This is a genomic window from Microcoleus sp. bin48.metabat.b7b8b9.023 (assembly GCF_013299185.1).
Taxonomy (GTDB): Bacteria; Cyanobacteriota; Cyanobacteriia; order Cyanobacteriales; family Microcoleaceae; genus Microcoleus.
Genome location: NZ_JAAFKG010000036.1, coordinates 32384 through 55653, shown reverse-complemented (window position 1 = coordinate 55653; position 23270 = coordinate 32384). Strand labels below are relative to the sequence as shown.

The following is a 23270-nucleotide window of genomic DNA, read 5'->3' as shown; positions in this document are numbered from 1 at the left end:
TATAACTTCGCCTATCTTCGGTTCGTAGTGAGGACTTTAGTCCTCATCAAGGAAGGACTGAAGTCCGAACGATCGAACCAATTTGATATAAGTGTAAATATCTATAAAATTAAGGCTAGCGAATTATGGTTCAAACAATTCAAGCTAAAAATGTCACATTAGAAGAATTAAAAACCATTTTTAACCTGCAACTTGTCACCGACGACCAATTTTTCCCTGAATGGCAAGACGAGTTGCCCGAAATCACCGACTTTCAGAAACGACAGCTAGATCAGATTAAAGCGGGTTACTTCAACTTGCTTGAGTATCCGCCGATGCTGGAAAAAACCATCAGTTTGTCGATCGTCTCTCCGCTGTTATTTGCTGGCGAATTTTACCTGCACCCATTTTACATTAAACCGGAAAAGTCCGTCGAAATTTCCGAAGAAGATGAAGGCGTGATTATTAAAGGCAGCATCGACACTTTAGTTTTAAAAGACCAATTGTGGCTGATGGTAATCGAGTCTAAACGAGTTTCTTTTTCCATCGAAGCGGGGCTGGCACAAATCTTAGCTTATATGCTAGCAAACCCCAATCGCGATCGCCCGAGTTACGGCACGATCGCTACAGGCAGCAGTTTCATCTTTGTCAAATTAGTCAACGGAGAATCACCGCGATATGCCACATCTAAAGGATATCTCACTCGCAACCCTGGCAACGAACTTTATGATGTACTCCGCATCCTCAAACGCTTGAGTCAGATAGCAGCTAACAATTAGTCATCAGTCATACCAGATCGTATCCCGTCGATTAGCATAACAAAAAAGGTTCGTAGTACGGACTTCAGTCCGCTCTTTTCTCAGAAGTAAAGCCCAAACATTGCACCTTTTGATTGCGCGTAATTTAGAGAACTTAATCTCACCCGATCAGGCTCCTGTGCCAAGCATTGCAGGTAAATCGATTTCTTTGACGCAAGTTGCACGCGATAAGGACAACACGCAGTCGATAATACAAAGTAGGTCAGCGAGTGGAATTGCACGATCGCCCAGCAGTCCTTCCGCTTCCAGATCCGCAAGTACCTCCGGCGTTCCCACATTACCCGGATTAATGACAGTGACACCTATTTGTTGCGATCGCAATTCCTCCCGCAGCGCGTGAACCACTCCTCGCAATCCGAACTTGGATGCCGAGTTTGCAACCTCGCGGGCAGGGAAATTATCGCGCCCAGACAAAGCGCCCACAAACACAATTTTCGGATTGTGCGATCGTCTGAGTGCAGGTAAAAGCCCCTTAACGAGTCGAATTGGTGCCATCAAGTTCACAGCAATGACTCGTGCAATGTCTTCATCCGAACAGTTTTCAAAGGAATATTTGCGAGTAAAAGCGTTAGTTTCCCAAGTACCTCCCGTGTACAGCAAGGCATCGAGTACATCGCTGCCAATTGCCTGCACAGTTGTCTCCACACCAGTCAAATCTGACAAGTCAGCACTTATCCATTCTCCGTTGGGTGAAGGCGTGCGGGATACGGCTAGCAAACGGCGGGACTGCGACGCGAGGTGTTCGGCAACCGCCAGCCCAATTCCGCGACTTGCTCCTGCGACAAGAATAGTGTTGAACATTTTCCAAATTCCTAGCACATAGTTCTATCGGGTATACTAACGAATCAAGGGATTTTTGTTTTGTGCGATCGCAAATATCGTTTTCTCGATTCTACTCAATCTCGTCTCTGGGCGTTTAGCACTTTGAATCCAAGATAGAATATTTTTTTTAGTTGTTTTGTTGAATCCTGCAAAGTTTCTGTTTGCAGTATCGTCTGTTTCTAAAGCTTCTTTTAAGTCTGCTGGAATCACTAATGCTTCAATCAAATCTAAACTTGTCCATGAGCCATCTTGTTTAGCTGCTATAATTTTTTCTAACCCAGCTTCGGTCATCTTCCCTTCAGCAATTAATTCTTCGATATATTGCTTGTTCAATTTTGACCAGACACTTTTTGGTTTTCGAGGCGTGAAGATTTGTCGGTAACTTTCTGCATCCAATGATTTGACTTTGCTGTCAATCCAGCCAAAGCAAAGTGCTTCTTTGACTGCTTCGCTATACTGCACGCTAGGTTTGCCACTTTTGACTTTGTAATAAACCAGCCAAACTCCGATCGCATTTCCAGAGTTTTGCTGCAACCACTGCCGCCAGCAGGCTCGATCGCTAGCGTAAACTATATCGAGTTGGTCTTCAAATTTCGGCATAACAGGAAAGAGATTTAACCAAAACTATCTTACCAAGGCGAACCAATCATTGTAAAAGCGGCCCAATAATACGGATGCGACAAATTACGATCGCCCCTAGCCGTCAATTCCGCAGGCAAAGGCAGAGGTTGATTGTTGCCCGATCGCACCAAATAACCATCCTGCAACCGCACTTCCCCGCGCAACATCGTCAACTGCGCTTGCCGCAAAGCCTCAGCCTTAATCGGTGCCGTCCGCAACTGCTGGTAAAACTCGGTCATCAACCCCAAAGTTCCAGCATCTGACACATACCACAAACTCGCCAAAGCCGATTTTACCCCCGCGTGTACCGCCAATCCCGCAAAACCCAACTCAGCCTGTTCGTCTCCCACCGCCGTAGTACACGCACTCAAAACCAACAACTCCACCTGCGGGTTAGATAACTTCAACTCTTCCAACTGATTTAACCGCAACTTAGTATCCCAAAACTGAATGTAAGAATTTTGGGCACCACCAGGCTGAAAATCGCCGTGAGTAGCTAAGTGAATAATTTTGTATTGGGATTGATTGCGTTTTTCCTTCAAATTTGCCAGCGTAAAACGTTCGTTGAGAAAAGACGCACCATGCCAAATCTTGCCCACAATTGTTGATATTTCCAACGGCACCGCAGGTAAAGGATTTTGATCGTATTTTTCGGGAAATTTCGACGCACCCATCGCCAAAACTTCCGAACCCTTAACATCGGCATAGCGAGTATCAGTCAAACTCAAACTGGGAATCAGCCCCAAACTATACTTTTCTACCAAAAACTGTTTGCCGTCAAACAGAGCAGCTAAAGGTAAAGTTCGCAAACCGGCATCCATCGAAAACGCCAACGTGTCAATCTTGTTAGCATCCAATTCCGCTTGCAGCGGTGCAATTAACCACTGGTAAAGTTCCTTGGCAGGTTCCTTGTAATCAGAACCTGTCAATGTCTTGGGAGTTCTGATAGCATTAGTGAATTCCTTAGCAACTTGCAGCACTGTTTCGCGACTTGCAGGCACGCTTTTAAACACATTTTTGCCGTCTGGCAATAACAACACAAGTTCTAAATTCTTGTCTTTCACCCAGACGTAAACGATCGCCGGTTTAACTCCCGTCAAGCGATTGACGCTGCTGAGAGTATCTCGGATACTTTGCTGCGTGATTGACTTTCGATCGAGATTTCCACCAAAGTAACGTTCAAATTCCCGGCCCTGATCTCTATCCCTTTGCTGCACTGCGTCGATCGGACTTATTTGCGCGATCGAAGTCGATCGAGAAATCTCAGGCAGCCTCAAACTCGCGATACTGTCTGGATTGCCACTTCCAGGTTTTTGTGCAGTTGCTGCACTGCCGTTTTCTGTCGCACTAGACGCACCCACATTGTCTTTTAACACCGACTGCGACAGCAAAACAGAGCCGGCAGCAGTCTCGTTCGACCGTTCGTCAACAGGCACAGTAGCAGACCCTGAGGATACATTTGCTGTACCGCTCTTGGCCGGAGACGCTGCGGGAGTCTGAGTGACAATTTGTGGAGAATTGCCTGTATTTTTTAGTCCCACAGTGGTAGTTGGTGCTGGACTCGGCAGGCTCAACAGGGGCGCGGTAGCAGTAGTTGAGGAGGTAGCGTTCGACTTCGAGTTTCCTGTCCCAACAGTCGTGGTTGTGCAGTTTCCCGACGGGCAAGTGCTTTGCAACAGCGTCAGCGAACCCGATCGCACCTGTCCGTCTGTAGAAATGCTAACGCTGGTGCGATCGCTCGTCGTTTCGCTTCCAGCAGCCCGAAACAATCCCCCAGCCTGGATTGCCACATCGCCGCCCGTATTTCCATTAGCTTTGATGGAAACAACTTCAACATCTTTCTGCCCGGTAATCTTGCTCGAACCGGCACTTCCCGACTGCGAACTAGAATTGATCACCCCTGTCACGATCCGGCCCGGCGCCACGATCGAGATATCTCCACCGCTTTTGGCACCGAAAGCATTGACATTGCCAGCTTCTACCGAGCCCGCGCTGCGGATGTTGATATTGCCCGCCGTCCCATTTGCCGATCGAGTGGAAACCATACCAGCAGTCACATTACCTTGGCTGCTAGTGATGTTAATCCCCGCATTCGAGGTAACGTCTCCCACTGCCACACTACCGCCCATCAGAGCGATGGTGGCGTTATCTGTTCCCGCGATCGCACCCGTTCCCACGATCGCACCCGTTCCCAAGGGCGATCGAATCGTTGTCGGATCTTGAAATGTCACCGCCGGCGTTGAATTGGGCGTTGTGGTTGCCGGAGCAATCGCGATCGAGCCGCTGCCGTCAGCACGCCCGATCGCGATTGAAGCAAACCCGTTTCGCAGCGAGTTCAATTCCGCAGCAGTCAAGTTCAAAGCCTCAGTCTCAGCAGCACCAGCGATCGTCATATTTTGAGTTGGATCGACTGGTTGCAGCACCAGATTGCCGTTGCTGGCGATCGAATTGTTGCCGCCCGTCAAGTCAATTTCGTTGCCTGTCAGAGTAATATTTCCACCTGTTTCCGAGCCGCCAGCTTCGATCGCGCCAACAGTGACTCCGCCGCGGCCAGTCAGCGTCACATTCCCCGCGCGATCGCCCCTAGTGTCGATCGCGCCAGCAGTCACCGTACCCTCGGCGGTAACGCTCACATCTCCCCCCGACGTGCGCGGCACTTTGGCAGAATTGACAGAAGTGTTGATGCTGGGGGGACTTCCTGTGCGTAGCGCAGCCGTAGTCACATTGCCGGTTGTGCTATTGATGCGAATTTCCTGATTGTTGGTAGTGATATTTCCGATGCGGATATTGCCCTCAGCTTTCAGAGTAATTGAGGCATTGTCTGCCCCTGTCAGGGAACTTGTGCTCGTAATTGTTCCCAAACCCGCCGGCGATTGAATAATTAGCGGATCGTAAAATGTGAAATTATTAGCAATCAGAATCGAACCGCTACCGTTGCTGCGGCCGATCGTAATTCCAGCAAACCCATTTTGCAAATTTTCGAGTTCGTTTGCTGTCAGATTCAAATAAGTATTAGTCCCGACATCTCCAGAACCAGCGATCGCAATATTTTGACCGGAATTCCAAGGTTGGAGTACCAAAAATCCCGTCCCGCTGACCGAATTTTTGTCCCCTTTCAAATTAATTTCATTACCAGTTAAAGTAATGTTTCCCGAACCACCGGCGATCGAACTAACTCCCAGAATATTCCGAGCCGTCAAAGTTACATTTGCCGACGATTTAGAACCGCTAGCATCAAGTTTTTGGGCTGTGACGTTCAGGCCTTCGATCAAAATATTGCCGCTGTTGCCGCCGCTGGAATTCGATGCCGAAACATTGGCTGCAACGGTTGTTCCGGGACTTATCAAACTAATATTTCCGCCGTTGCTGGACAAATTACCCGCAGTAATTTGACTTCCCTCCAGGGAAAGCGCGCCTCCGCGAGTGCTAATTGTATCTCCAGCATTCATTGAAAAAACACCCGCACCGTTGCGATCGGCATCTGCTCTCAATGTTACCGATCCAGTAGTTGCGGCAAAGCTCAACTTATTATCCGCCAAATCAGCAATTTTAATATCATTCAGGGCTTCCAGAACCACATTGGTTGTCCCCGAGATACTTTCCAAAGCTCTTCTTGAAATAGTCAGCGAAGAATCGTCCTGGTTTTGCTGCCCTGGTGAACGCGTTTGTGTTGCCAAAATATTACTGTTAGCAATAACTGCCGCATCCCCCGCAGCTTCTGAGGAATCTGTAATTAAAATATTTTCTGGATCGAACAGCAAAGTCCCCAAACCGTTTGTCCCGGAAGTATCGACAGTGCCGTTAAACATCAATCTTTGCTTTCCCGAAATTTCCACAAACCCGCCAACACCGCTGCTAGAAGTTGCAGAAACGCCCGTTGCGCTGATGCGGCCCAAAAATGCTGTTGTGTTGTCCGCCCAGACAAAAACTCTGCCGCCGTTACCCGATTTAGTGGCGTTGGCTGCGATCGAACTTTTGCCATCCACGTAAGTCATTCTGGCATTCGGCACAGTTCCCTCGCCTCGGTAATCTCCCCCGATCCGCACCGTACCGCCGCCGTCGGGCCCCGAAGCCTCAATCTTCGCTCCCAACACCCCTACCTTGTCGCCCAACACGTTGACAGTACCTCCCGCGCCCCCCCTGGCAGACACGTCCGCAACACCCGATACCAAAGCAGTTCCAGCCCCTGCCGGTACTGTTTGCCCGCCCGTAAGTACGACTTCACCGCGATCGTTCGTAGTTATACCAGTAGCGCTAGCCGCGCCGGAACCCGAGAGTAACTTTGGCAAACTCAGAGGAGAAAACGGCAGAGCTTCCGAACCTGGCACTCCCGCAGCCGGAGTAACTTCTAAACTCAGCAAAAGTCCGTTTTGACTCAACCGCACCAGATTTTCGCCGGGGACAGCCGCCACCGTAATTTGACCCCCCGGCGCTGAAAGTCTTCCCGTACTGATGACAGTGCCGCCCAGCAAAGTCAAACTCTGCCCGTTTTCCACAGCCAAGTCACCAGCATTGACAATACTCCCCGGCTGTGCGCCAAAAGCAAAAGTATTCGGTGCTCCCACTAAGCCCGCATAGTTATTCGCCCCCGTACCGTTGAACCAGCCGCTGTCAAAACCGATACCGCTAGCGGTGGTAGCCAGAAAAGACCCTGGTACGTCTAGTCGCGCATTACTGCCAAAAATAATCCCTGCCGGGTTCACCAGGTACAAGTTAGAATTGCCACCAGTAACTCGAATTAGACCGTTAATTAAGGAAGCGTCGCCACCGACAACGCGGCCGAGGATATTTTTAATGTTTGGGTTGGAGAGGAAATTGGCAGTTTCGCCAGGATTTAAACCAAATCGAGTAAAACTGTGGAACAGATTTGCTCCGTCTCTGGAACTTGTGCCACCTGTAATATCGTAGCGAGAGGGCGACGCACCGGGCGTGGTGATGGTGGTTCCGGTGCCGTCTGGGGCTGCCATAATTGGCTGTGCCGCAGCAATTTGAGATTGGCGATAAATTGCCACAAGCACCCATCCGCTGCTATCTTCTTTGAAGAAAACCAGGTTGGGGAAAAAATCTAATATCAAAAATCCAGCCAGGGGAATTGCTGCCAGAATCGATCGCACAGCAGATTGAGCATTCATAAAATTTGCCTCGATCTAGACCTGAATTCGAGTTTTAAATGGAGATTTTAGGTAAAAAACAGTCGATCGCACCCTCATGCTGACCATTCCTAAGGCTAACTCTCGATCGCCAATTCCCAAGTTTTAGTCCGATTTTGATTGTGCCACCAACATAGCAAACACTGACACTAAGTGTCGAAACACCGTTGAGTTTAAACAGAGAAAATTATGAGCGATCGAATTGTCCGCACGATCGGTTTAACTGGGGGCATCGCCACCGGGAAAACCGCTATATCTAATTATCTGGCATATACCTATGGATTTCCGATTTTAGATGCCGATATTTACGCTCGCGAAGCTGTGCACCCAGGTTCGCCAATACTAGACTCTATTGTAGAACGATACGGTGCCGTTATTTTGCTCCCCGACGGCAATTTAAATCGGCCAGAGTTAGGAAATATTATTTTTTGTAACGCAGCGGAACGGCAGTGGTTGGAACAACAGATTCACCCTTATGTGCGCCGCCGGTTAGTGGAGGAAACTCAAAGCTACATTGCCGCCTTAAATCTGGTATCCCCAGACACAGATGAATTAGGTACAAAAACTCAAGAAAGCCGATTTGGGGAAGGCGATCGAGAACTAGAACCAAGTATGGTTGAAAAAAAACCAGGTTTCTGGGCCCAGACTGACAGGTTGACTTTGGTGTTGGTAGTGCCGCTGCTGTTTGAAGCTAACATGACTGACTTGTGTACCGAAATTTGGGTGGTGTACTGTTCGCCCGAAGTGCAGTTACAACGGCTGATGCACCGAGACGGCTTGAGTTGCGATCGAGCTAATGCACGCATTAACGCCCAGATGCCGCTAGCTAACAAGTGCCAACAAGCTGATGTTGTTTTGGATAACTCGTCAACCCTCGACTCTCTATTCCTACACATAGATTCGCAAATCAGATCGTAGCCTATGTTACGCGCGACATTCTGATGTGGCATTAGCTTGTCTTTGATCCGAAGCTGCATCTCGATATCAATAAATTATGAAGTTAATCTGAAGACTCGTAAATATCTACAATTTCAGGAATCTGATTCAACAACATATAAATATATAGAGTGCCCAAGCAGCGCCCAGGATACTGTGTTTTTGTGTCTTTAATCCGAGGCTGCATCTCCATATCAATAAATTATGAAGTTAATCTGAAGACTCGTAAATATTTATAACTTACGGTTTCGTTTCCTGGTTGCAAGAGTGTCGAAAAAAGATGGGAAGCCTTGACTGCTGGTGGTTTCCGGCAATTAGTAGGTAACTTGAACTTACAACTGAAACAGTGAGGGAAACGAGGGGTTTTACCCCGTTTGACTAAAATTCAAAAAAATGTATGGGTCATCAATTACCAATTGATGATTTCGCGGCAATTCAATTTTTTTTTTACCTGTTTTTGCCCTGATAGCAGAGTACAGGCTGCGTATCAAGAAATAGAAAATACGACACGGAACTCTATGATGCGCCTTTACTCTTCCATGCTGATGTCAACCCTGCTACTGAGTAGCACAGCAGTTAACGCTCAAAGCTTAGAAACCCGATCGACCTTTTTCTCTCAAGACAAACCTGCTCCCGAAATTACGAGAGTCCAAGCCAACGCTCAGATATTTTACGCAGATAACGATAAAGATACCTTGCCCGAACGAGGCAGCGGGAGATAAACCCAAACAATGGATGTTTTTGCTAAACAAAGCAAAATAAATCGGCCGATTACTTTGAGTATTTTTCCCTACTAGATCGAGGGAGATAAATAAGTAATGAGGGCATTCTTAAACGAAGAGTTAAACGCAATTACTTCCAGATTGGCTGAAGCGATGTTGGATCGGGGAGCAAAAATCTCTGAAAAAAAAACACAACACAATGAATACTACCATCAAGTTAATTTATTTGAGTACGCTATTAGTTAGCGCTCTTGTGATTCCTCAAAAACTAGCAAACTTTTCAATTGCAGAACATCAGTTCAATAAATCGCAACAACTGCTATTAGTGGCTAAAGATACCAAAAACGATGCACAAAGGTGTAGAACCTCGCCGTCTCCGGGATGTTCTCGCCGAGACTCCCACGCGATCGCAGAAACCAGACTTTTTGAGTCTTGAGACTTTCTCGACTGATGCTGATGCCGTCAGTCATCCCAATCAAAAATCAAAAATGGTACGATCGATTCATATCATGTCCGATCGATTGACCCCAATAAGCAAGGTTTGTAGTGCGGACTTCAGTCCGCTTTATGCTGCGGACACCAGGACGCACTACAATAAGCAAGGTTTGTAGTGCGGACTTCAGTCCGCTTTATGCTGCGGACACCAGGACGCACTACAATAAGTAAGGTTTGTAGTGCGGACTTCAGTCCGCTTTATGCTGCGGACACCAGGACGCACTACAATAAGTAAGGTTTGTAGTGCGGACTTCAGTCCGCTTTATGCTGCGGACACCAGGACGCACTACAAACGGTTTTTGTGATGGTAATCAACCAGACATGATATCACCCTAAAATTTCAGATTTGAGATCAAAAAAAAATAGGTAAAGCGCTAGTAGGAATCTGGCGCTTTACCTAGATATTCCACAGTTTAGAAGCTTTAGTCTTCCGCAGCTTCGCCACCAACCACGACATCCCGGATCCGCAAACTCGGGCCGCCGCAGCCCACGGGTAAACCGCTTTGTCCTCCCTTCCCGCAGCCGCCGGATTCATCCCAGTAGAAATCGTCGCCGATCGCCTCAATATCCGCTAAAGTGCTGAAAACATTACCCGAAAGAGTCACATCCCGCACCGGATTGTCCAGTTTGCCATCGCGAATCATCCAAGCTTCGCCGGCACTGAAAGTAAACATTTCGCCATTAGTCATGCCACCTTGCCAATTGCGTGCGTAAACACCCTCTTTGATACCAGAAAATAAATCCGCAACCGGCGTATCGCCCCGTTCGATCCAAGTATTCGTCATGCGGACGATCGGCGGATAGTGATAATTTAAACAGCGAGCATTGCCCGTAGGCGTTTCTCCCAACTTACCCGCAGTTTCCCGCGAGTGCAGCCGCCCAACTAAAGCCCCGTCTTTAATTAACTGAGTCGTAGTCGCCGGAGTCCCTTCATCGTCATAGAAATAGCTGCCGCGGTGTCCCTGGGGCGCAGCACCGTCGAAAATTTGCAAGTTTTTCGGGCCGAACTGGCGGCCGAGGGTCATAATTTCCAAAATGTCGGGATTTTCGTAGGCCATGTCAGCTTCTGAAAGATGTCCGAAGGCTTCGTGGACGAACAATCCGCTGAGTATTGGGTCAATGACGACGGTGTAGGTGTTGCCTTGGACGGGGGGCAAGGCTAGCGAGTCTACCGCGCGCTGGGCGGCGCTGCGAACTTGGGTTTCAAGTTCGGTTAAATCTTCGTAAGCTTTCCGCGAACCAGTGGTTTCGCGGCCGGTTTGTACGGTTTCCCCGCTGCGGGCTGTGGCGGCAAAGCGCATTTCCATGTCTGCCCAACCTTGTTCGAGCATGGTGCCTTCGGAGGTGGCGAGGATCGTGCGCTGGGTGCTGTCGCCGTAACGCACGGAGATGGTGGCGATGCGGGGGTCTATGCTCCGCAGGATGGCTGCGTAGCGATCGCACAATTGCTTTTTATCAATTAGCGGCACCAGACGGGGGTCTGTTCCTGTCAAAGGCAGGAAGCAAATGTCTTGTACTGGGGTGACAGGCGCGAGAATCGTTTCTTCTTCGCCGATCAGTTTGGCTGCGGCGATGGCTTCTTCGATTCTTTCGGCGAGGGTGGAAAGTCGGTTAAAACTGGCAAAGCCCCAGCCGCCTTTGTGACAAGCTCGGACTTGGCCTCCGATTGAGACTCCTTCGCTGAGGGTTTCAATTTTTTCGCCCCGCAGCAGGATGTCTGTGCCTTCGGCTTCTTCGAGTCGAATTGCTAGATAATCTACTTGGTTGCGGTAGCGTGCCATTAACTCTGACAACAGATTTTTCGAGTCGGCGATCGAGGTGGGCATAAGGAAAGCACGGTGTTTAACTGCTTTCATTTTGCACTTTTGCCAGGGCGATCGGGTGGGTTCGTCAAAAATATCGCCCGCAGCGCGGAGATTGCGACTTAATTTGTACGGTTCTGCCAATAACGATAGTTGACAAATGTGGATATCCTGTGAGTTAGGAGCAAAGCGCAAGAAATTATGCGGGATTTTTGGGTTCTGCTGGTGCTTGAATTTTTACTCCTGAACATTCCTATAAATAAATACTTCATCCTTCATACCTGGTGAAGGTGGGTTTATACCTACTGTGAATACTTACTTTTTACCGACAATCAGCGAGATTTTAGCCTCCGAGGCCTTAGAAAATGACCTCAGTCTGTTTGATGTGAAGTTGGCTGGAGAAAAAAACCGCCCGAAGTGTCCTGGGAGTCGTGCTGCTTCCCGGCCCAAAGCTGAACAGGAATGGTACGGCGCGATCGCAACTTTGAATCAAATGCTCGCGAAGCAAACACACTGTCTCTCCCCATCCCCCGTCCCCAATTCCTGTCAGGGATTGATTTTGTCGGGCCCATCTTCGGTTTTGACTGAGCCGGTTGTGGCTTCGGGCTTTGCTAATTGGATTTTTACCAGTATTCCTGACAACGATGCAGCTTTGTGGTCTTTTCGTGCTAGACAAACTTTAGCTTTGCTACCGGCCGCTGACAAGCAAAGATCCGTGCCTGCGACGGCCCCGACTTTGGCTTTGGCGATCGGCGATCCTTTGGCGAACGAACAATTTTGTGTGGTTTTAACGGCTAGTTTTAGTCTGGTGATGGTTTTGGGTGAAAATGCTGCGGGAATGCCAGCTTTTCTATTTTCCTTCGATCCGCAAGTCGTCGCCAAAGCTTGGGAAGTTTTGCGGCGCCGCGTCACTGAAAGTGAAAGTTTGCTTGCTAATTCTGACAGCGGATTGAATTTGCGATCGCACCAATTAACTCCTAATTCTACTCACGATTCTACTCAGAAATTAGATGCGCTATTCCAGCAATTTTTGCCTGTTGCTCCCAAATATCAAACAGTCACGCTGTTCGCCAGCTTGTTGTTAAATAATTTGCCTGTTGGGAAAGAGGAAGCAGGCAGGCTCAAGGATGAAAGAGTTGAGGATAGCCCCAAAGGTAGGCAAGATATCAAGTGCAAGTCTGCAATTCCTCACGCTACTAAAGAGGTGGAGTTGCTACAGGCGATCGCCCACGAAGTCCGCACTCCTTTGGCCACCATCCGCACCCTGACTCGGTTGCTGCTGAAACGCCCCAAACTCGATCCAGTGGTGGTGAAGCGTTTGGAAACCATCGATGCTGAGTGTACCGCTCAGATAGATCGCTTCGGTTTAATTTTCCGCGCCGTAGAAATGGAAATGTCGCAAGCTAAAAATTCCGCATTGCAGCTAACAGCCATGTCCCTCGGTGAAGTGCTCCAAAATAGTATTCCTCGCTGGCAAAAACAAGCGATTCAGCGCAACCACACTTTAGAAGTGATTGTGCCCCAAAAATTGCCGGCGGTAGTCAGCGATCCGACGATGTTGGATCAGGTGTTAACTAATTTGATTGAAAATTTTACTCGAACTTTGCGATCGGGGAGTCGCATTCAGGTAGAGGTGACGTTGGCAGGGAGTCAATTAAAATTGCAGTTAGAATCGGAACACTTACCTGAAGGTAACGGCGTATCGACTTTTGCAGGATCGGCGAATGCTCCCTTGCGATCGATCGGGCCTTTGCTCATGGTACAACCAGAAACAGGAAGTTTGAGCTTAAATTTGAGCGTCACTAAAAATCTATTTCGCGCTGCTGGCGGGAAGCTGGTAATTCGCCAGCGCCCCCAAAAAGGTGAGGTGATGACCGTATTTTTGCCGCTGCAATAGTTATAGCTACAGCGATCCTCGCATCATTTGTGAACTTCTTCTTACTCCTTCCCCTTAATAAGGGGAGGGTTGGGGTAGTTTTATTGTCGTCACACAAATTAGGTACGTAGTTGCGCTTCAGCGCTCTTTATAATATTAGGAAAGAGCGCTAAGACCGCAATTACGTACCTTGGCCCAAGCGCGATCCGATCTTTGAGCGATACTTTTGGTATTTTTATATATCCTATCCTGACAATAAAACCACCCTACTTAATAAGGGGAGGGTTGGGATGGGGTAAAAAATTTACGACTCCTGCAAGGATTGCTATAGAGCAATACGGTTTACTTAACACTATTTATGCGCCGGAGATCCCCCTAAATCCCCCTTAAAAAGGGGGACTTTGAGAGCATTCTTGTCCCACCCCCTACTCCCCTTTTTTAAGCAGGGTGGATTAATTGTCAGGATAGGAGATATAAAACTACCAAAAGTATCGCTCAAAGGTCGGCTCGCGCGATCGGCCAAGGTACGTAGTTGCGCTTCAGCGCTCTTTATAAGATTAAGAAAGAGCGCAAAGATCGCAACTACGTACCTAATTTGTCTGACGACAATAAAACCGCCCTGCCTACTCCCCTTTTTTAAGGGGGGTTAGGGGGGATCTGTCTTAAGTGAACAGTATTGTGCTATAGAGCACAAGGCATTTCAAACAAGCGGTAGCACGATCGCAAATTCTGTTCCTTCTGCCAATAACGAATGACAAGTCAAACTTCCCCCGTGCATTTCTTCCACAATTTGTCTGCTGATTGATAAACCTAAACCAGTTCCTTTCCCAACAGCTTTCGTTGTAAATAAATGCTCGAATATTTTTGACTTCACTGACTCTGACATTCCCTTGCCATTGTCTTTAATTGCGATCGTGACACAGCCAGTCTCCTCAGACAATTGAGTTTTAATAGCAATCATATTAGGATTTATTTTGATCTGAGCAAAACTCAAACCTTGATTAGTTTCTTCCAAGCTATCGATCGCATTTGCGAGCAGATTCATAAATACCTGATTTAATTGTCCCAAATGGCAAGTTACTGGTGGAATATTACCATAATCTTTAATAACTTGAATAGCCGGACGCTGACTGTTAGCTTTCAATCGATGCTGTAAAATAGTCAAAGTGCTGTCAATTCCGTCGTGAATATTGGTAGCAACTTTTGAGTTAGTATCGGCACGGGAAAAAGTTCTGAGAGATATACTGATGTTGTGGATGCGTTCGACTCCATTTTTCATAGATGAAAGCATTTGTGGCAAATCTTCTAAAATATAATCTAACTCAATTTGCTCTGCATCTTCCTCGATTTCTTGTCCAGGATTTGGCAACTTTTGCTGATAAAGTTTCAAGTGATTAATTAAATCTTGGGCGGCGATGATAGATTGGTCGAGATTCCCGCTAATAAACCCAACAGGATTGTTAATTTCATGGGCAACGCCTGCCACAAGATTGCCCAGAGCAGACATTTTTTCACTTTGAATCAGTTGCAGTTGAGCTGCTTGCAAGTCTTTCAAGTATTGTTCTAGCTGTTGGGATTTTTCTTGCTCTCGCAACAAGAGTTCAGCATTGTCTTGATTGGTTTTTTGCAAATTCATGAAAGCTGTTTGGAGTTGAGCAGCCATGCTATTGAACGTCCTTGCTAAAACTCCCAGCTCGTCTTTTCTGTTGGCAGCTAATGTTAATTCTAATTGACCATCTGCCAGAGCTGTAGCAGCATTTCCAATCTCAAGAATTGGTTGAGTAATCCAGCGAATTGTTAGGATACCAACAATTGTAGAGACTACTAAGGCTGACAGGCAGAGAATGATAGTAATGCGAGTATTAGCATATATTTTATCCATAAAACTTGATTGTGGAACTACGACAACAATCAGCCAATCTATACCTCGACTGTCAGAAAATGGAGTTACTTGCACAAATTGCCGATCGCCATTAATTTTAAAATCAAGTTGTTGGTTGCTTGAAATTCGATTAAACTCGTGAAAGCGTTCGCTCAAATGCTTGGCTGTCAAACTAATTATGGGTACTTTGCTGTCTCTTGCCTGAATTCGTTTAGAACTCTTGCCGTCAGCAGCGACGACAAAAGGTTGTTCAGTGGTGGAAGAAGCAATAATATATCCAGAGCGATCCACAATAAATGTTTGTCCCAATCGTCCAAATTTCACTTGTCTTAAAAACTCACTAATATCAGATAAAACTAAAGCAACTCCTAGAACTCCTACCAGTTTTCCTGACTTGTAAACTGGTAGACCGGCATCAATACTAATATTAGGAGTTGGAGCTACCCATACAGAAATTGGGCTCCAGATAGCTTTACCTTCCTTGGCCGCAACTTTGTACCAAGGTAGAGTCCGGGGATCGAAGTTAGGAGTAACTGACAGCAACTTGCCACGTTCGCCAGTATTATTGGTTTCATAATTATAAAATTTACCGCTAGCAGACTTTTCTACAATTCCCAGATTCAATGTGCGATCTGCCAATCTACCTGTCCCGATAAATTCTCCAAATTCATTACTATAATGAATGTAACTAACAGTATCAAATCTCTGCATTTGCTGCGAGAAGTAGCGTGGAAGTATTCCCCTGTCTTCTATATTTAAAATTCCGAGACTAATGGCATCTAAATTAATTTGATTGATTGTCTGAGGCTGTGCTAAAAAAGTGTTGAGATGCTGTTGAATGCGGGAAGTAACTTCGCTTCTTAGTTTGATTGCCACATCGTTAACGGCTTGTTGTCCGCTGTTAAAGGAGAGACAACCCACTATCGCTACTGTGCCGGCAATTTCTACAAGAAAAGGAACGAGCAGAGCGGTTCGGAGAGGAACTTGGCTGAAAATTCGGGAGAGAGGTAATACCATTTTAGATTTTAGATTTTAGATTTTAGATTTGGGAAAATGTTATCAATTTTTCATTCCCGCTCGATATTTTTCTAAATACTCATGTTAGCAATCTCCCGCCCGCTCAAACTCACTAGCCGATTTGATTTTTGTGGCAATATTTTTGTTCCAGTTTCAGAGGGTATTGTCGGAGACTTGCAGGATTTTACCAGCTTTTAGGCGGGGTGAAATAAGCTGTGGAGCATTTAAATCACTAACGGGGTAAGTAGGGTGCGTCAGCCATAATACTTACGCTTAAACGGGAAACTCTTTGGACTGACGCACCCTACAATCTGTTTTAAATGTTCAACAGCTTAGCGGGTCATTGTATTGATTTGGATGTTCTACGGCATTCTACTACTTTATTTAATGAATTTGATTGCTTTGAAGTTACAGTTCGCGATCGCAAAAGTAACGTATTTCTGTTATTGTTCGCGCTCGTCTCGAAATCTCAAAGCCTTGCCACACAGTCATCCTGCGTGCAGGACTGACTTATTATAATCTATGGCAACTGCCAATACATCCGTTAAATCTAAATTGCTCGTTGCCAAAGTTCATTTTTCCTTGTGCCATAAAAACGATCGCCCTTTTAGCAAATTCTATATTCACTGTCAACCAGCACGGTTGAGCTAGCCCGATCGGGTTAGCTCAAATGAGTGTCACTCAAAAAAGTGACTGGTAACTAACTTGTACCCCCGGTTATCAATAGATATAGCGAGGGAAAAGCAAAAAACAAAACTTTTGTGCTCGCACAACCTACTTAGATAGACACATGGAAATTTCAACTTTTGAACTCTTGGCAAAGCCCATTGCACCTCCAGTACCCACAGCACCAGAACTCACTCCAGTGCTTCGCCGAGTCGTTCAAGGATACTTTCTCACCATCTCTAATCTCGAAGCGATCGACTTGCGATATCGGATTGAGTTTGCCGTTAGTTTGCCCGTACCGCCAGATCCTAATAAAATCCCGATCGACGGCGTTAACGTTCGTTTAATTATTGACGTTGAAGGCGCTAACACCTCTTTATCTCTGACTCAGATCGGATCTAGTAACAGATATCGCGGGGTTTTCACAATACCTGCTGGCAAAACTGCATCTGTTGAATTGTTACCTCTTGTGCCAGCAGTGCTCACTCCGGGTAGCCTAGAAATACGGGGATATGTCTCGCTGTTTTTGCACGCCCGCCGCTTCTTTCCAGGCCCCGTACCTCCAACCAAACCAGCCAGAGTGTTGCTGAATCCAGAAATTCGGGGTACTTTTTTGCCGAATGATTTTCCAGGTGTGCTTGGGGATCTCGACTTCGATCAAATCAATTACACTCTGGCGATCGCTAGCGGAAAAGCATTGAATGTGCTTCCTCCGGCAATCTCTGGGCCAATTATTATCGATCCACCAATCATACTGCCGGTTTTGGAAGAGTTGCGCGATGGTAATTTGGATTTAGCTAGTTCAGACGCAGACAATTCAGAAAAAGCTCAAATGCTAGTACAACTTCTGGCTGAACTTGAACCAAATGAAGCCAATTTGAAGGCGCTAAATACCGTGATGAACAAGTTCGATATTCCCGTGAAAATGTCTCACTGTTAGAAAACAAGGGAAGTATCCACCAACTTTGTAGGGTGGGAAATACGGTTCAGTTAATGCTGATTTCCCCGGCTGCATCTGGTGCAAGGCAAATATATTTGTAGGGGCGAAGCATGACCGCAATCAATATCGGATTATAACTAATAACTTATATCCGGTCATGCTTCGCCCTCTTTAAAAACCAGATGCACCTGGTGCACGCTGTCCTCACTACAAACGCTGCGGACTGAAGTCCTCACTACAAACGCTGCGGACTGAAGTCCTCACTACAAACGCTGTTTTTCTGAGGACTGAAGTCCTCACTACAAACGTTAAAAATCTAAAATGGTATGAGGATTATTCGGATGCAACCAGTATTTAAGTTTCAGCCAATTTCTTTTAGTTGGGTAGCGCTTCACCCCCAGCCAAAAGGTGTCATTCAATTTATAGGAGGTACTTTTTTTGGCACTTTTCCTACTGTATTTTATCGAGATTTCTTAAAAAAGTTGTTTGCAGATGGGTATACAATTGTTGCTTTGCCGTTTAGGTTTAGTTTTCGCCACTGGCCGATCGCAATTAGTTTATTGCAAGAACAGGAGATACTTAGGAAAGAACTAACGGAAGTTGCGAAAAAATTGGGTTGGGAGTCGGATATTTATCAAGAGCGATCGAGCTATTTTTGGGTGGGTCACAGTTTGGGATGCAAGTACATCGCTCTTTTAGAGTTTTTAAGCGATGCCAATTGGCAAAATATTGCGAATCAATGTTATGGCCAAGATGAAAACCGACAGATTCAAAAGTTAATCTACAATAGCAGTATCGAGACACCTTCAATTAAAGGTCAACCCTCTTTATTAATTGCTCCCGATATCAGCAACACCGAGAGTGCAATTCCGATTCGAGCGCTCGCAGTGCTGTTAGACAAACTCGGTTTGGGAGTGCGGCCGACAAGAGCAGAAACTCAGTGTTTTATTGCTAGCAGTTCTTTGTTTAATTTAACTGCACTGATTTCGTTCGATCGAGATGACATAGCAGGCTCAGTTAGGGATATTGACAAAAGTTTGGAAGTACAAAAAAACAGCGATGTGCTGTGGTTGGTTGAACAGTTGAAAGCTAGAGATTTACCAGTTTTAACTCGGGAAATAGAAGGCACTCATTTATCCCCTATCGCTATCGAAACTGGCAATTATATTGTTGGTTTAAATCATTTTAATGCCTTCATCAAGCCGATTAAATACCGATTGCTTGAAGCTGAATGTGTTAAATTTTTAAGCGCTTTGAAGCTCAAGTCCGCACCCAAGGTCGATCGATAATATCACATCCGATCGCGCGATCGAGCGACTGGGCGCAATGTAATATTTTTTACACCGGAAGTTCGATCGCAAATTCTGTCCCTTCACCCACCGCAGAATGGCAGATTAACTTGCCGTTGTGGGTTTCTTCTACGATAGACTTAGCGATCGCCAATCCCAATCCCGTCCCCTTGCCAACCTCTTTCGTCGTAAACAGATGGTCGAATATCCGCGATTTTACTGAGTTTGGCATACCAGAGCCGTTATCTTTGATACTAATTTTTACGGTGGAAAGGTCGATCGAACTGGAAGTAGAAATCATAATTCGCCCAGGATCGGCTTCTAATTCCTCATAGGTTCGCCCAACGCACGCTGCATCCAAAGCATCGATCGCATTGGCGAGAATATTCATAAACACCTGATTTAATTGTCCGGGAAAACAATTAATCTCTGGCACATCGCCGTAGTTAGCAATCACTTCAATGGCTGGACGCAGATTATTTGCCTTGAGGCGATGGCGCAAGATCAGCACAGTGCTGTCAATACCTTCAGCCAGGTTGAATTTCTGCTTTTTATCGCTGTCGGCGCGGGAAAAAGTGCGGAGGCTTTGACTAATAGATACAATGCGATCGCCCCCATCCTTCATGGATTTAACCAGTTTGGGCAAATCTTCCCGCAGATATTCTAGATCGATCGTGTTTAGAGATGCCTCAATTGTCGGGCCGGGTTCGGGGAACCGTTGGCGATATAGATCGATCAAATCAAATAGATCGTTAATGCTATCTTCCACAGCACTAACATTACCTACGACACAAGCAATGGGATTGTTAATTTCATGAGCAACGCCCGCCACCAGTTGTCCCAGAGTGGAGAGTTTTTCTTGGTGCACCAATTGCAATTGGGCTTTCTCCAACTCATCAGTACGTTGTGCCACTCGTTGTTCTAAGGTGTCGGCGAGTTGCTTTAGACGCCAGTGAACTTTCACCCTTGCTAATACTTCCTGGGGTTCAAAAGGTTTGGTAATGTAGTCCACCGCCCCCAAGGATAAGCCTTGGATTTTATTCTCCGTATCTGCCAAAGCCGTCATGAAAATTATGGGGATACCTTGAGTAGCGGTGTCTGCTTGGAGGCGGCGGCAGGCTTCAAAACCGTCCATTTTGGGCATTTGCACGTCGAGTAAAATTAGGTCTGGGTGAGCATAGGCCACCATAGCTAGGGCTTCTTCGCCATCCACTGCCATGCGAATTTTGTAGTTGGCGGATTTCAAGGTTTTGGAGAGGATAGACAAGTTGGTTGGATTGTCATCCACAATCAAAACAAAGGAACTGCTTGAGTTAATCATAGTTTCTAATGCTACACATTAAGCGAGATACTGCTGAATAAATGCCCGTAGTTGTTTGATCTCGCACGCCTCGGCCATCTGGATAAGTTCTCGGACAAAAGCGGCATTATCCCCATCGGAAATTTGCTGGGCGACTTCCATCACTTCCTCTAAATCGCCCATTTTGGTTAGTTGAGCAAGTTGTGTCAAAATGGCGTCAGATGGTGGCTTAATTTCTTGAGCTACATCAGGATCCCAAAGTTGCTCGTCTTTGGGATCCTGATAAATCCACTCTAACTTTAAATACTTTTGCACTTGTTCTAGCAATATTTCAGCTTGAATGGGTTTGGGTAAAAAATCATTGCCGCCCGCTGTAATGCTATTGTGGCGATCGATCTCAAAGACACTAGCTGAAGAAACTAGCACGATGTGATGTTGTAGTTCTCTATGCGATCGCAATGAGTGCAAAAACTCAAACCCGTCCATGACTGGCATTGCCAAATCGGTAATAATCAAATCCGGTGCAGTCTGTAAAACTTGCTGGAGTCCTTCTTGTCCATCGCTAGCTTCAATAATTGTAAAACCAATTGGTTCCAAAAGATTCAGCAATACCGAACGATTTTCCCAGCGGTCATCGATCAATAAAATTTTGCGTCGTTCTCCAGCATAGCCTACGATCGCCCCTTGTGACACAACTCTCGAATCCGCAGCCCAATCCCTAACTTCCGGCAATTGTACTTCAAAGGAAAAGGTGCTGCCTTTCCCGGAAATGCTCTCGACTTTAATTTCACTATCCATTAAGAAGACTATTTTGTGACTAATTGCTAGTCCTAGTCCGGTACCTTCGGATTGTTTTTTGGTATCACCTACCTGTTCAAATGGCTGGAATATCTTCTCTACTTGTTTGGGGGTCATGCCTACTCCGGTATCTGCGATCGCAAATCGAATTCGTGTATTTTTTCCCTCATTTACTGTATCACTTTTCTCTACTCTGAATGTCACTTGACCGCGCTCGGTAAATTTAATGGCATTGCCCAACAAGTTAATCAATACCTGCCGCAAACGCTTTTCATCGGCAAGGACTCCGATAGGTAAGTTGGCATCGGGAAGGAAATCAAAGGTAATGTCTTTTTGTTGAGCGCGAATAAAGTTGATTTCGACAATTCCCTGGAGAAAAGAAGGAAAATGGAAGGAGCTGGGATTTATTTCTAGTTTCCCCGCTTCGATTTTAGAGAGGTCAAGGATATCGTTAATTAGGGTGAGCAGGTGGGAGCCGCACTGATAGATGATGTCAATGCCATTACGTCCTTTAGAGTTGATGGATTCGTTGCGTTGCAGAATCTGAGCGTAGCCGAGGATGCCGTTGAGCGGTGTGCGGAGTTCGTGGCTCATGTTGGCGAGAAATTCGCTTTTGGCGGCGTTGGCGTTGTCGGCTGATTCCTTTGCTTGTTGCAGTTCTACGGTACGTTCGGTAACGCGAGCTTCGAGGACTGTGAATGAGGTTTTGAGTTGCACTGCCATTTGGTTGAACGATCGCCCTAACCCTTCCAATTCCTTGATATCGTTAATTTCGACGGGGCGATCTAAGTCTCCTGCTGCGATCGCCTCGCTTGCTTTTTGGAGGCGGACAATCGGGCCAGTAATCCACCTAGATGTAAAAAATCCGATGATTGTTGCCACGACTAGGGCGCCACAGCATAGAAGAATGGTCGATCGGGTATTAGCATTAATTTGCCCCATAAAGTCTGACTCTGGTATCGTCACCACAATCAGCCAATTCAGTCCATACCGATCTTTCCAAGGAGTGACTTGGGTAAAATAGCGCTGGTTGTTGTATTTGAATCTCAATTCGCGATTTGTCTGAATGGATTGCAAGCTGCCCGACTCTTGTTGAATTTGAGTGGCGATTGTTTGAATCAACGGCTCGGGAATGGTGAAGACTGTAAACCTTTCTACGGGATCTTTTTGTTTGTTGAGAATCGGTTTTTTGCCAGAACTTGCCACCATTCTACCATCCGGTTCAACGATGAAAACCTTCCCAGAGTGGCTAATTTTGAGACTCTTTAAAAATCTATTGATGTCGTTAAGCTGCAAATCACAGATTAAAGAAGCTAAAAATTTTCCATTCCGATCGAGGATCGGATAAATTGCTGGAACACTTATATAATCTGAGTAGTCTCCTACATTTTCACTTGCACCTCCAGCCTGTGCTTCAGCACCTGTCTCAGACACTTGAATATTGTTAGTTGCAACTCCCGAGATATCTGCCCAGAAAGGTTTTTGGGCTCGGGTTGCCTTGATATACTTGTTGTTGTCATTGAGAATGTCCAATTCGTAGGTCTGAATCAGCTTGCCCCGGTTTCCTGAAACATCACTGGTGTAGTCTGATGCCTTGCCTCCGGGAAGGTTTTGATACAGGGTGATATCTTTGGGATTTAAATAGCGCCCCGCCCCAACCTCTCTGCCATCTGGCAGGGTATAACCGAAATAGCTAATCGCGGGGAAGGCTTTTGATTGTCGCCAAAAATAGAGTTCGCTGGCTTTGGGGTTATTTAGGTCAAGTTGCCCGGTAGCGATCGCATCGGCTGTCACTTGCGTTAGTTGTTGCGGCAGGGCTAGATAGCTGTCTAACTGGTTATCTACTCGCTGAGTTGCGCTATCTATCAACTGATTTGCTAGGTCATTGACTGCTTGTTCACCGTTTCTAAAGGAAAAATAACCTACTAACCCAACCGCTGCAAAGATTTGGACGACGAATGGGACAACCAGAACTGCTTGTAGCGGTAAACGACGGATGAAATGGCGATCGCCTGATTTGTTTTCCGAGGAATACATATGAAAAGTTTTGAAAAAGTCAAGTAATATGATTTTTTTTATATTAATATATTATACATTTTTTGACCGATGCAATGTAATCTCGATCACAAAATCACCAGTGCGATCGGATATTTCTCG

Annotated in this window: 14 protein-coding genes; 7 read left to right on the top strand and 7 right to left on the bottom strand. The window is 46.2% G+C overall.

The window, feature by feature from the left end; all coding sequences use genetic code 11:
• Positions 1-125 precede the first annotated feature (125 nt).
• Entirely contained in the window at positions 126-758 is a 633-nt protein-coding gene (locus tag QZW82_RS20175) for a restriction endonuclease subunit R (RefSeq protein ID WP_293151768.1), read from the top strand.
• Positions 759-905: 147 nt separating this feature from the next.
• Here the strand turns inward: QZW82_RS20175 and QZW82_RS20170 are convergent, their stop codons facing one another.
• Genes QZW82_RS20170 through QZW82_RS20160 form a run of 3 tightly spaced genes read right to left on the bottom strand, consistent with a single transcriptional unit; the run spans position 906 to position 7372 of the window.
• Complete coding sequence (locus tag QZW82_RS20170) at positions 906-1598, bottom strand: SDR family oxidoreductase (protein ID WP_293151766.1); 693 nt, start codon at positions 1596-1598, stop codon at positions 906-908.
• 36 nt (positions 1599-1634) lie between these two features.
• Positions 1635-2219: a YdeI/OmpD-associated family protein gene (locus tag QZW82_RS20165; RefSeq protein ID WP_293151763.1), complete on the bottom strand. Its 585-nt coding sequence runs from the start codon at positions 2217-2219 to the stop codon at positions 1635-1637.
• Between the two features lie 29 nt (positions 2220-2248).
• Entirely contained in the window at positions 2249-7372 is a 5124-nt protein-coding gene (locus QZW82_RS20160) for a CHAT domain-containing protein (RefSeq protein WP_293151760.1), read from the bottom strand.
• A 207-nt stretch (positions 7373-7579) separates the two neighbouring features.
• Between QZW82_RS20160 and coaE the strand changes: the two genes are divergently transcribed.
• From coaE to QZW82_RS20145, 3 genes are all read left to right on the top strand, one after another.
• Positions 7580-8308, top strand: coding sequence for a dephospho-CoA kinase (gene coaE, locus QZW82_RS20155; RefSeq protein WP_293151757.1), 729 nt, complete (start codon positions 7580-7582; stop codon positions 8306-8308).
• 536 nt (positions 8309-8844) lie between these two features.
• Positions 8845-9048 carry a hypothetical protein gene (locus QZW82_RS20150; RefSeq protein WP_293151754.1) on the top strand — a complete coding sequence of 68 codons (204 nt, stop codon included), beginning with the start codon at positions 8845-8847 and terminating at the stop codon, positions 9046-9048.
• Positions 9049-9395: 347 nt separating this feature from the next.
• Positions 9396-9659, top strand: coding sequence for a hypothetical protein (locus QZW82_RS20145; protein WP_293151752.1), 264 nt, complete (start codon positions 9396-9398; stop codon positions 9657-9659).
• A 306-nt stretch (positions 9660-9965) separates the two neighbouring features.
• Here the strand turns inward: QZW82_RS20145 and QZW82_RS20140 are convergent, their stop codons facing one another.
• Positions 9966-11369: a TldD/PmbA family protein gene (locus QZW82_RS20140; protein WP_293151813.1), complete on the bottom strand. Its 1404-nt coding sequence runs from the start codon at positions 11367-11369 to the stop codon at positions 9966-9968.
• Between the two features lie 283 nt (positions 11370-11652).
• Between QZW82_RS20140 and QZW82_RS20135 the strand changes: the two genes are divergently transcribed.
• Complete coding sequence (locus tag QZW82_RS20135) at positions 11653-13242, top strand: HAMP domain-containing sensor histidine kinase (protein ID WP_293151750.1); 1590 nt, start codon at positions 11653-11655, stop codon at positions 13240-13242.
• 679 nt (positions 13243-13921) lie between these two features.
• Here QZW82_RS20135 and QZW82_RS20130 read toward each other — a convergent pair.
• The gene (locus QZW82_RS20130; RefSeq protein WP_293151747.1) at positions 13922-16120 is read right to left on the bottom strand and encodes an ATP-binding protein; all 2199 of its coding nucleotides are present in this window, start codon (positions 16118-16120) and stop codon (positions 13922-13924) included.
• Between the two features lie 790 nt (positions 16121-16910).
• Between QZW82_RS20130 and QZW82_RS20125 the strand changes: the two genes are divergently transcribed.
• Both QZW82_RS20125 and QZW82_RS20120 read left to right on the top strand, forming a co-directional pair.
• Positions 16911-17726, top strand: a complete 816-nt coding sequence (locus QZW82_RS20125; protein WP_293151744.1) for a hypothetical protein — start codon at positions 16911-16913, stop codon at positions 17724-17726.
• Positions 17727-18067: 341 nt separating this feature from the next.
• Positions 18068-19015, top strand: coding sequence for a DUF1350 family protein (locus QZW82_RS20120; RefSeq protein ID WP_293151741.1), 948 nt, complete (start codon positions 18068-18070; stop codon positions 19013-19015).
• 49 nt (positions 19016-19064) lie between these two features.
• Here the strand turns inward: QZW82_RS20120 and QZW82_RS20115 are convergent, their stop codons facing one another.
• Together QZW82_RS20115 and QZW82_RS20110 are read right to left on the bottom strand one after the other, a co-directional pair.
• Positions 19065-20336: a response regulator gene (locus tag QZW82_RS20115; protein ID WP_293151738.1), complete on the bottom strand. Its 1272-nt coding sequence runs from the start codon at positions 20334-20336 to the stop codon at positions 19065-19067.
• Positions 20337-20354: 18 nt separating this feature from the next.
• On the bottom strand, positions 20355-23150 hold the full coding sequence (locus tag QZW82_RS20110) for a hybrid sensor histidine kinase/response regulator (RefSeq protein ID WP_293151735.1): 2796 nt from the start codon (positions 23148-23150) through the stop codon (positions 20355-20357).
• Positions 23151-23270 lie beyond the last annotated feature (120 nt).

Excerpts from the sequence above, each read along its gene's own strand:
- QZW82_RS20175 (WP_293151768.1), top strand. The coding sequence starts at position 126 with ATGGTTCAAACAATTCAAGCTAAAAATGTCACATTAGAAGAATTAAAA.
- QZW82_RS20170 (WP_293151766.1), bottom strand. The coding sequence starts at position 1,598 with ATGTTCAACACTATTCTTGTCGCAGGAGCAAGTCGCGGAATTGGGCTG.
- QZW82_RS20165 (WP_293151763.1), bottom strand. The coding sequence starts at position 2,219 with ATGCCGAAATTTGAAGACCAACTCGATATAGTTTACGCTAGCGATCGA.
- QZW82_RS20160 (WP_293151760.1), bottom strand. The coding sequence starts at position 7,372 with ATGAATGCTCAATCTGCTGTGCGATCGATTCTGGCAGCAATTCCCCTG.
- coaE (WP_293151757.1), top strand. The coding sequence starts at position 7,580 with ATGAGCGATCGAATTGTCCGCACGATCGGTTTAACTGGGGGCATCGCC.
- QZW82_RS20150 (WP_293151754.1), top strand. The coding sequence starts at position 8,845 with ATGATGCGCCTTTACTCTTCCATGCTGATGTCAACCCTGCTACTGAGT.
- QZW82_RS20145 (WP_293151752.1), top strand. The coding sequence starts at position 9,396 with ATGCACAAAGGTGTAGAACCTCGCCGTCTCCGGGATGTTCTCGCCGAG.
- QZW82_RS20140 (WP_293151813.1), bottom strand. The coding sequence starts at position 11,369 with ATGCCCACCTCGATCGCCGACTCGAAAAATCTGTTGTCAGAGTTAATG.
- QZW82_RS20130 (WP_293151747.1), bottom strand. The coding sequence starts at position 16,120 with ATGGTATTACCTCTCTCCCGAATTTTCAGCCAAGTTCCTCTCCGAACC.
- QZW82_RS20125 (WP_293151744.1), top strand. The coding sequence starts at position 16,911 with ATGGAAATTTCAACTTTTGAACTCTTGGCAAAGCCCATTGCACCTCCA.
- QZW82_RS20120 (WP_293151741.1), top strand. The coding sequence starts at position 18,068 with ATGCAACCAGTATTTAAGTTTCAGCCAATTTCTTTTAGTTGGGTAGCG.
- QZW82_RS20115 (WP_293151738.1), bottom strand. The coding sequence starts at position 20,336 with ATGATTAACTCAAGCAGTTCCTTTGTTTTGATTGTGGATGACAATCCA.
- QZW82_RS20110 (WP_293151735.1), bottom strand. The coding sequence starts at position 23,150 with ATGTATTCCTCGGAAAACAAATCAGGCGATCGCCATTTCATCCGTCGT.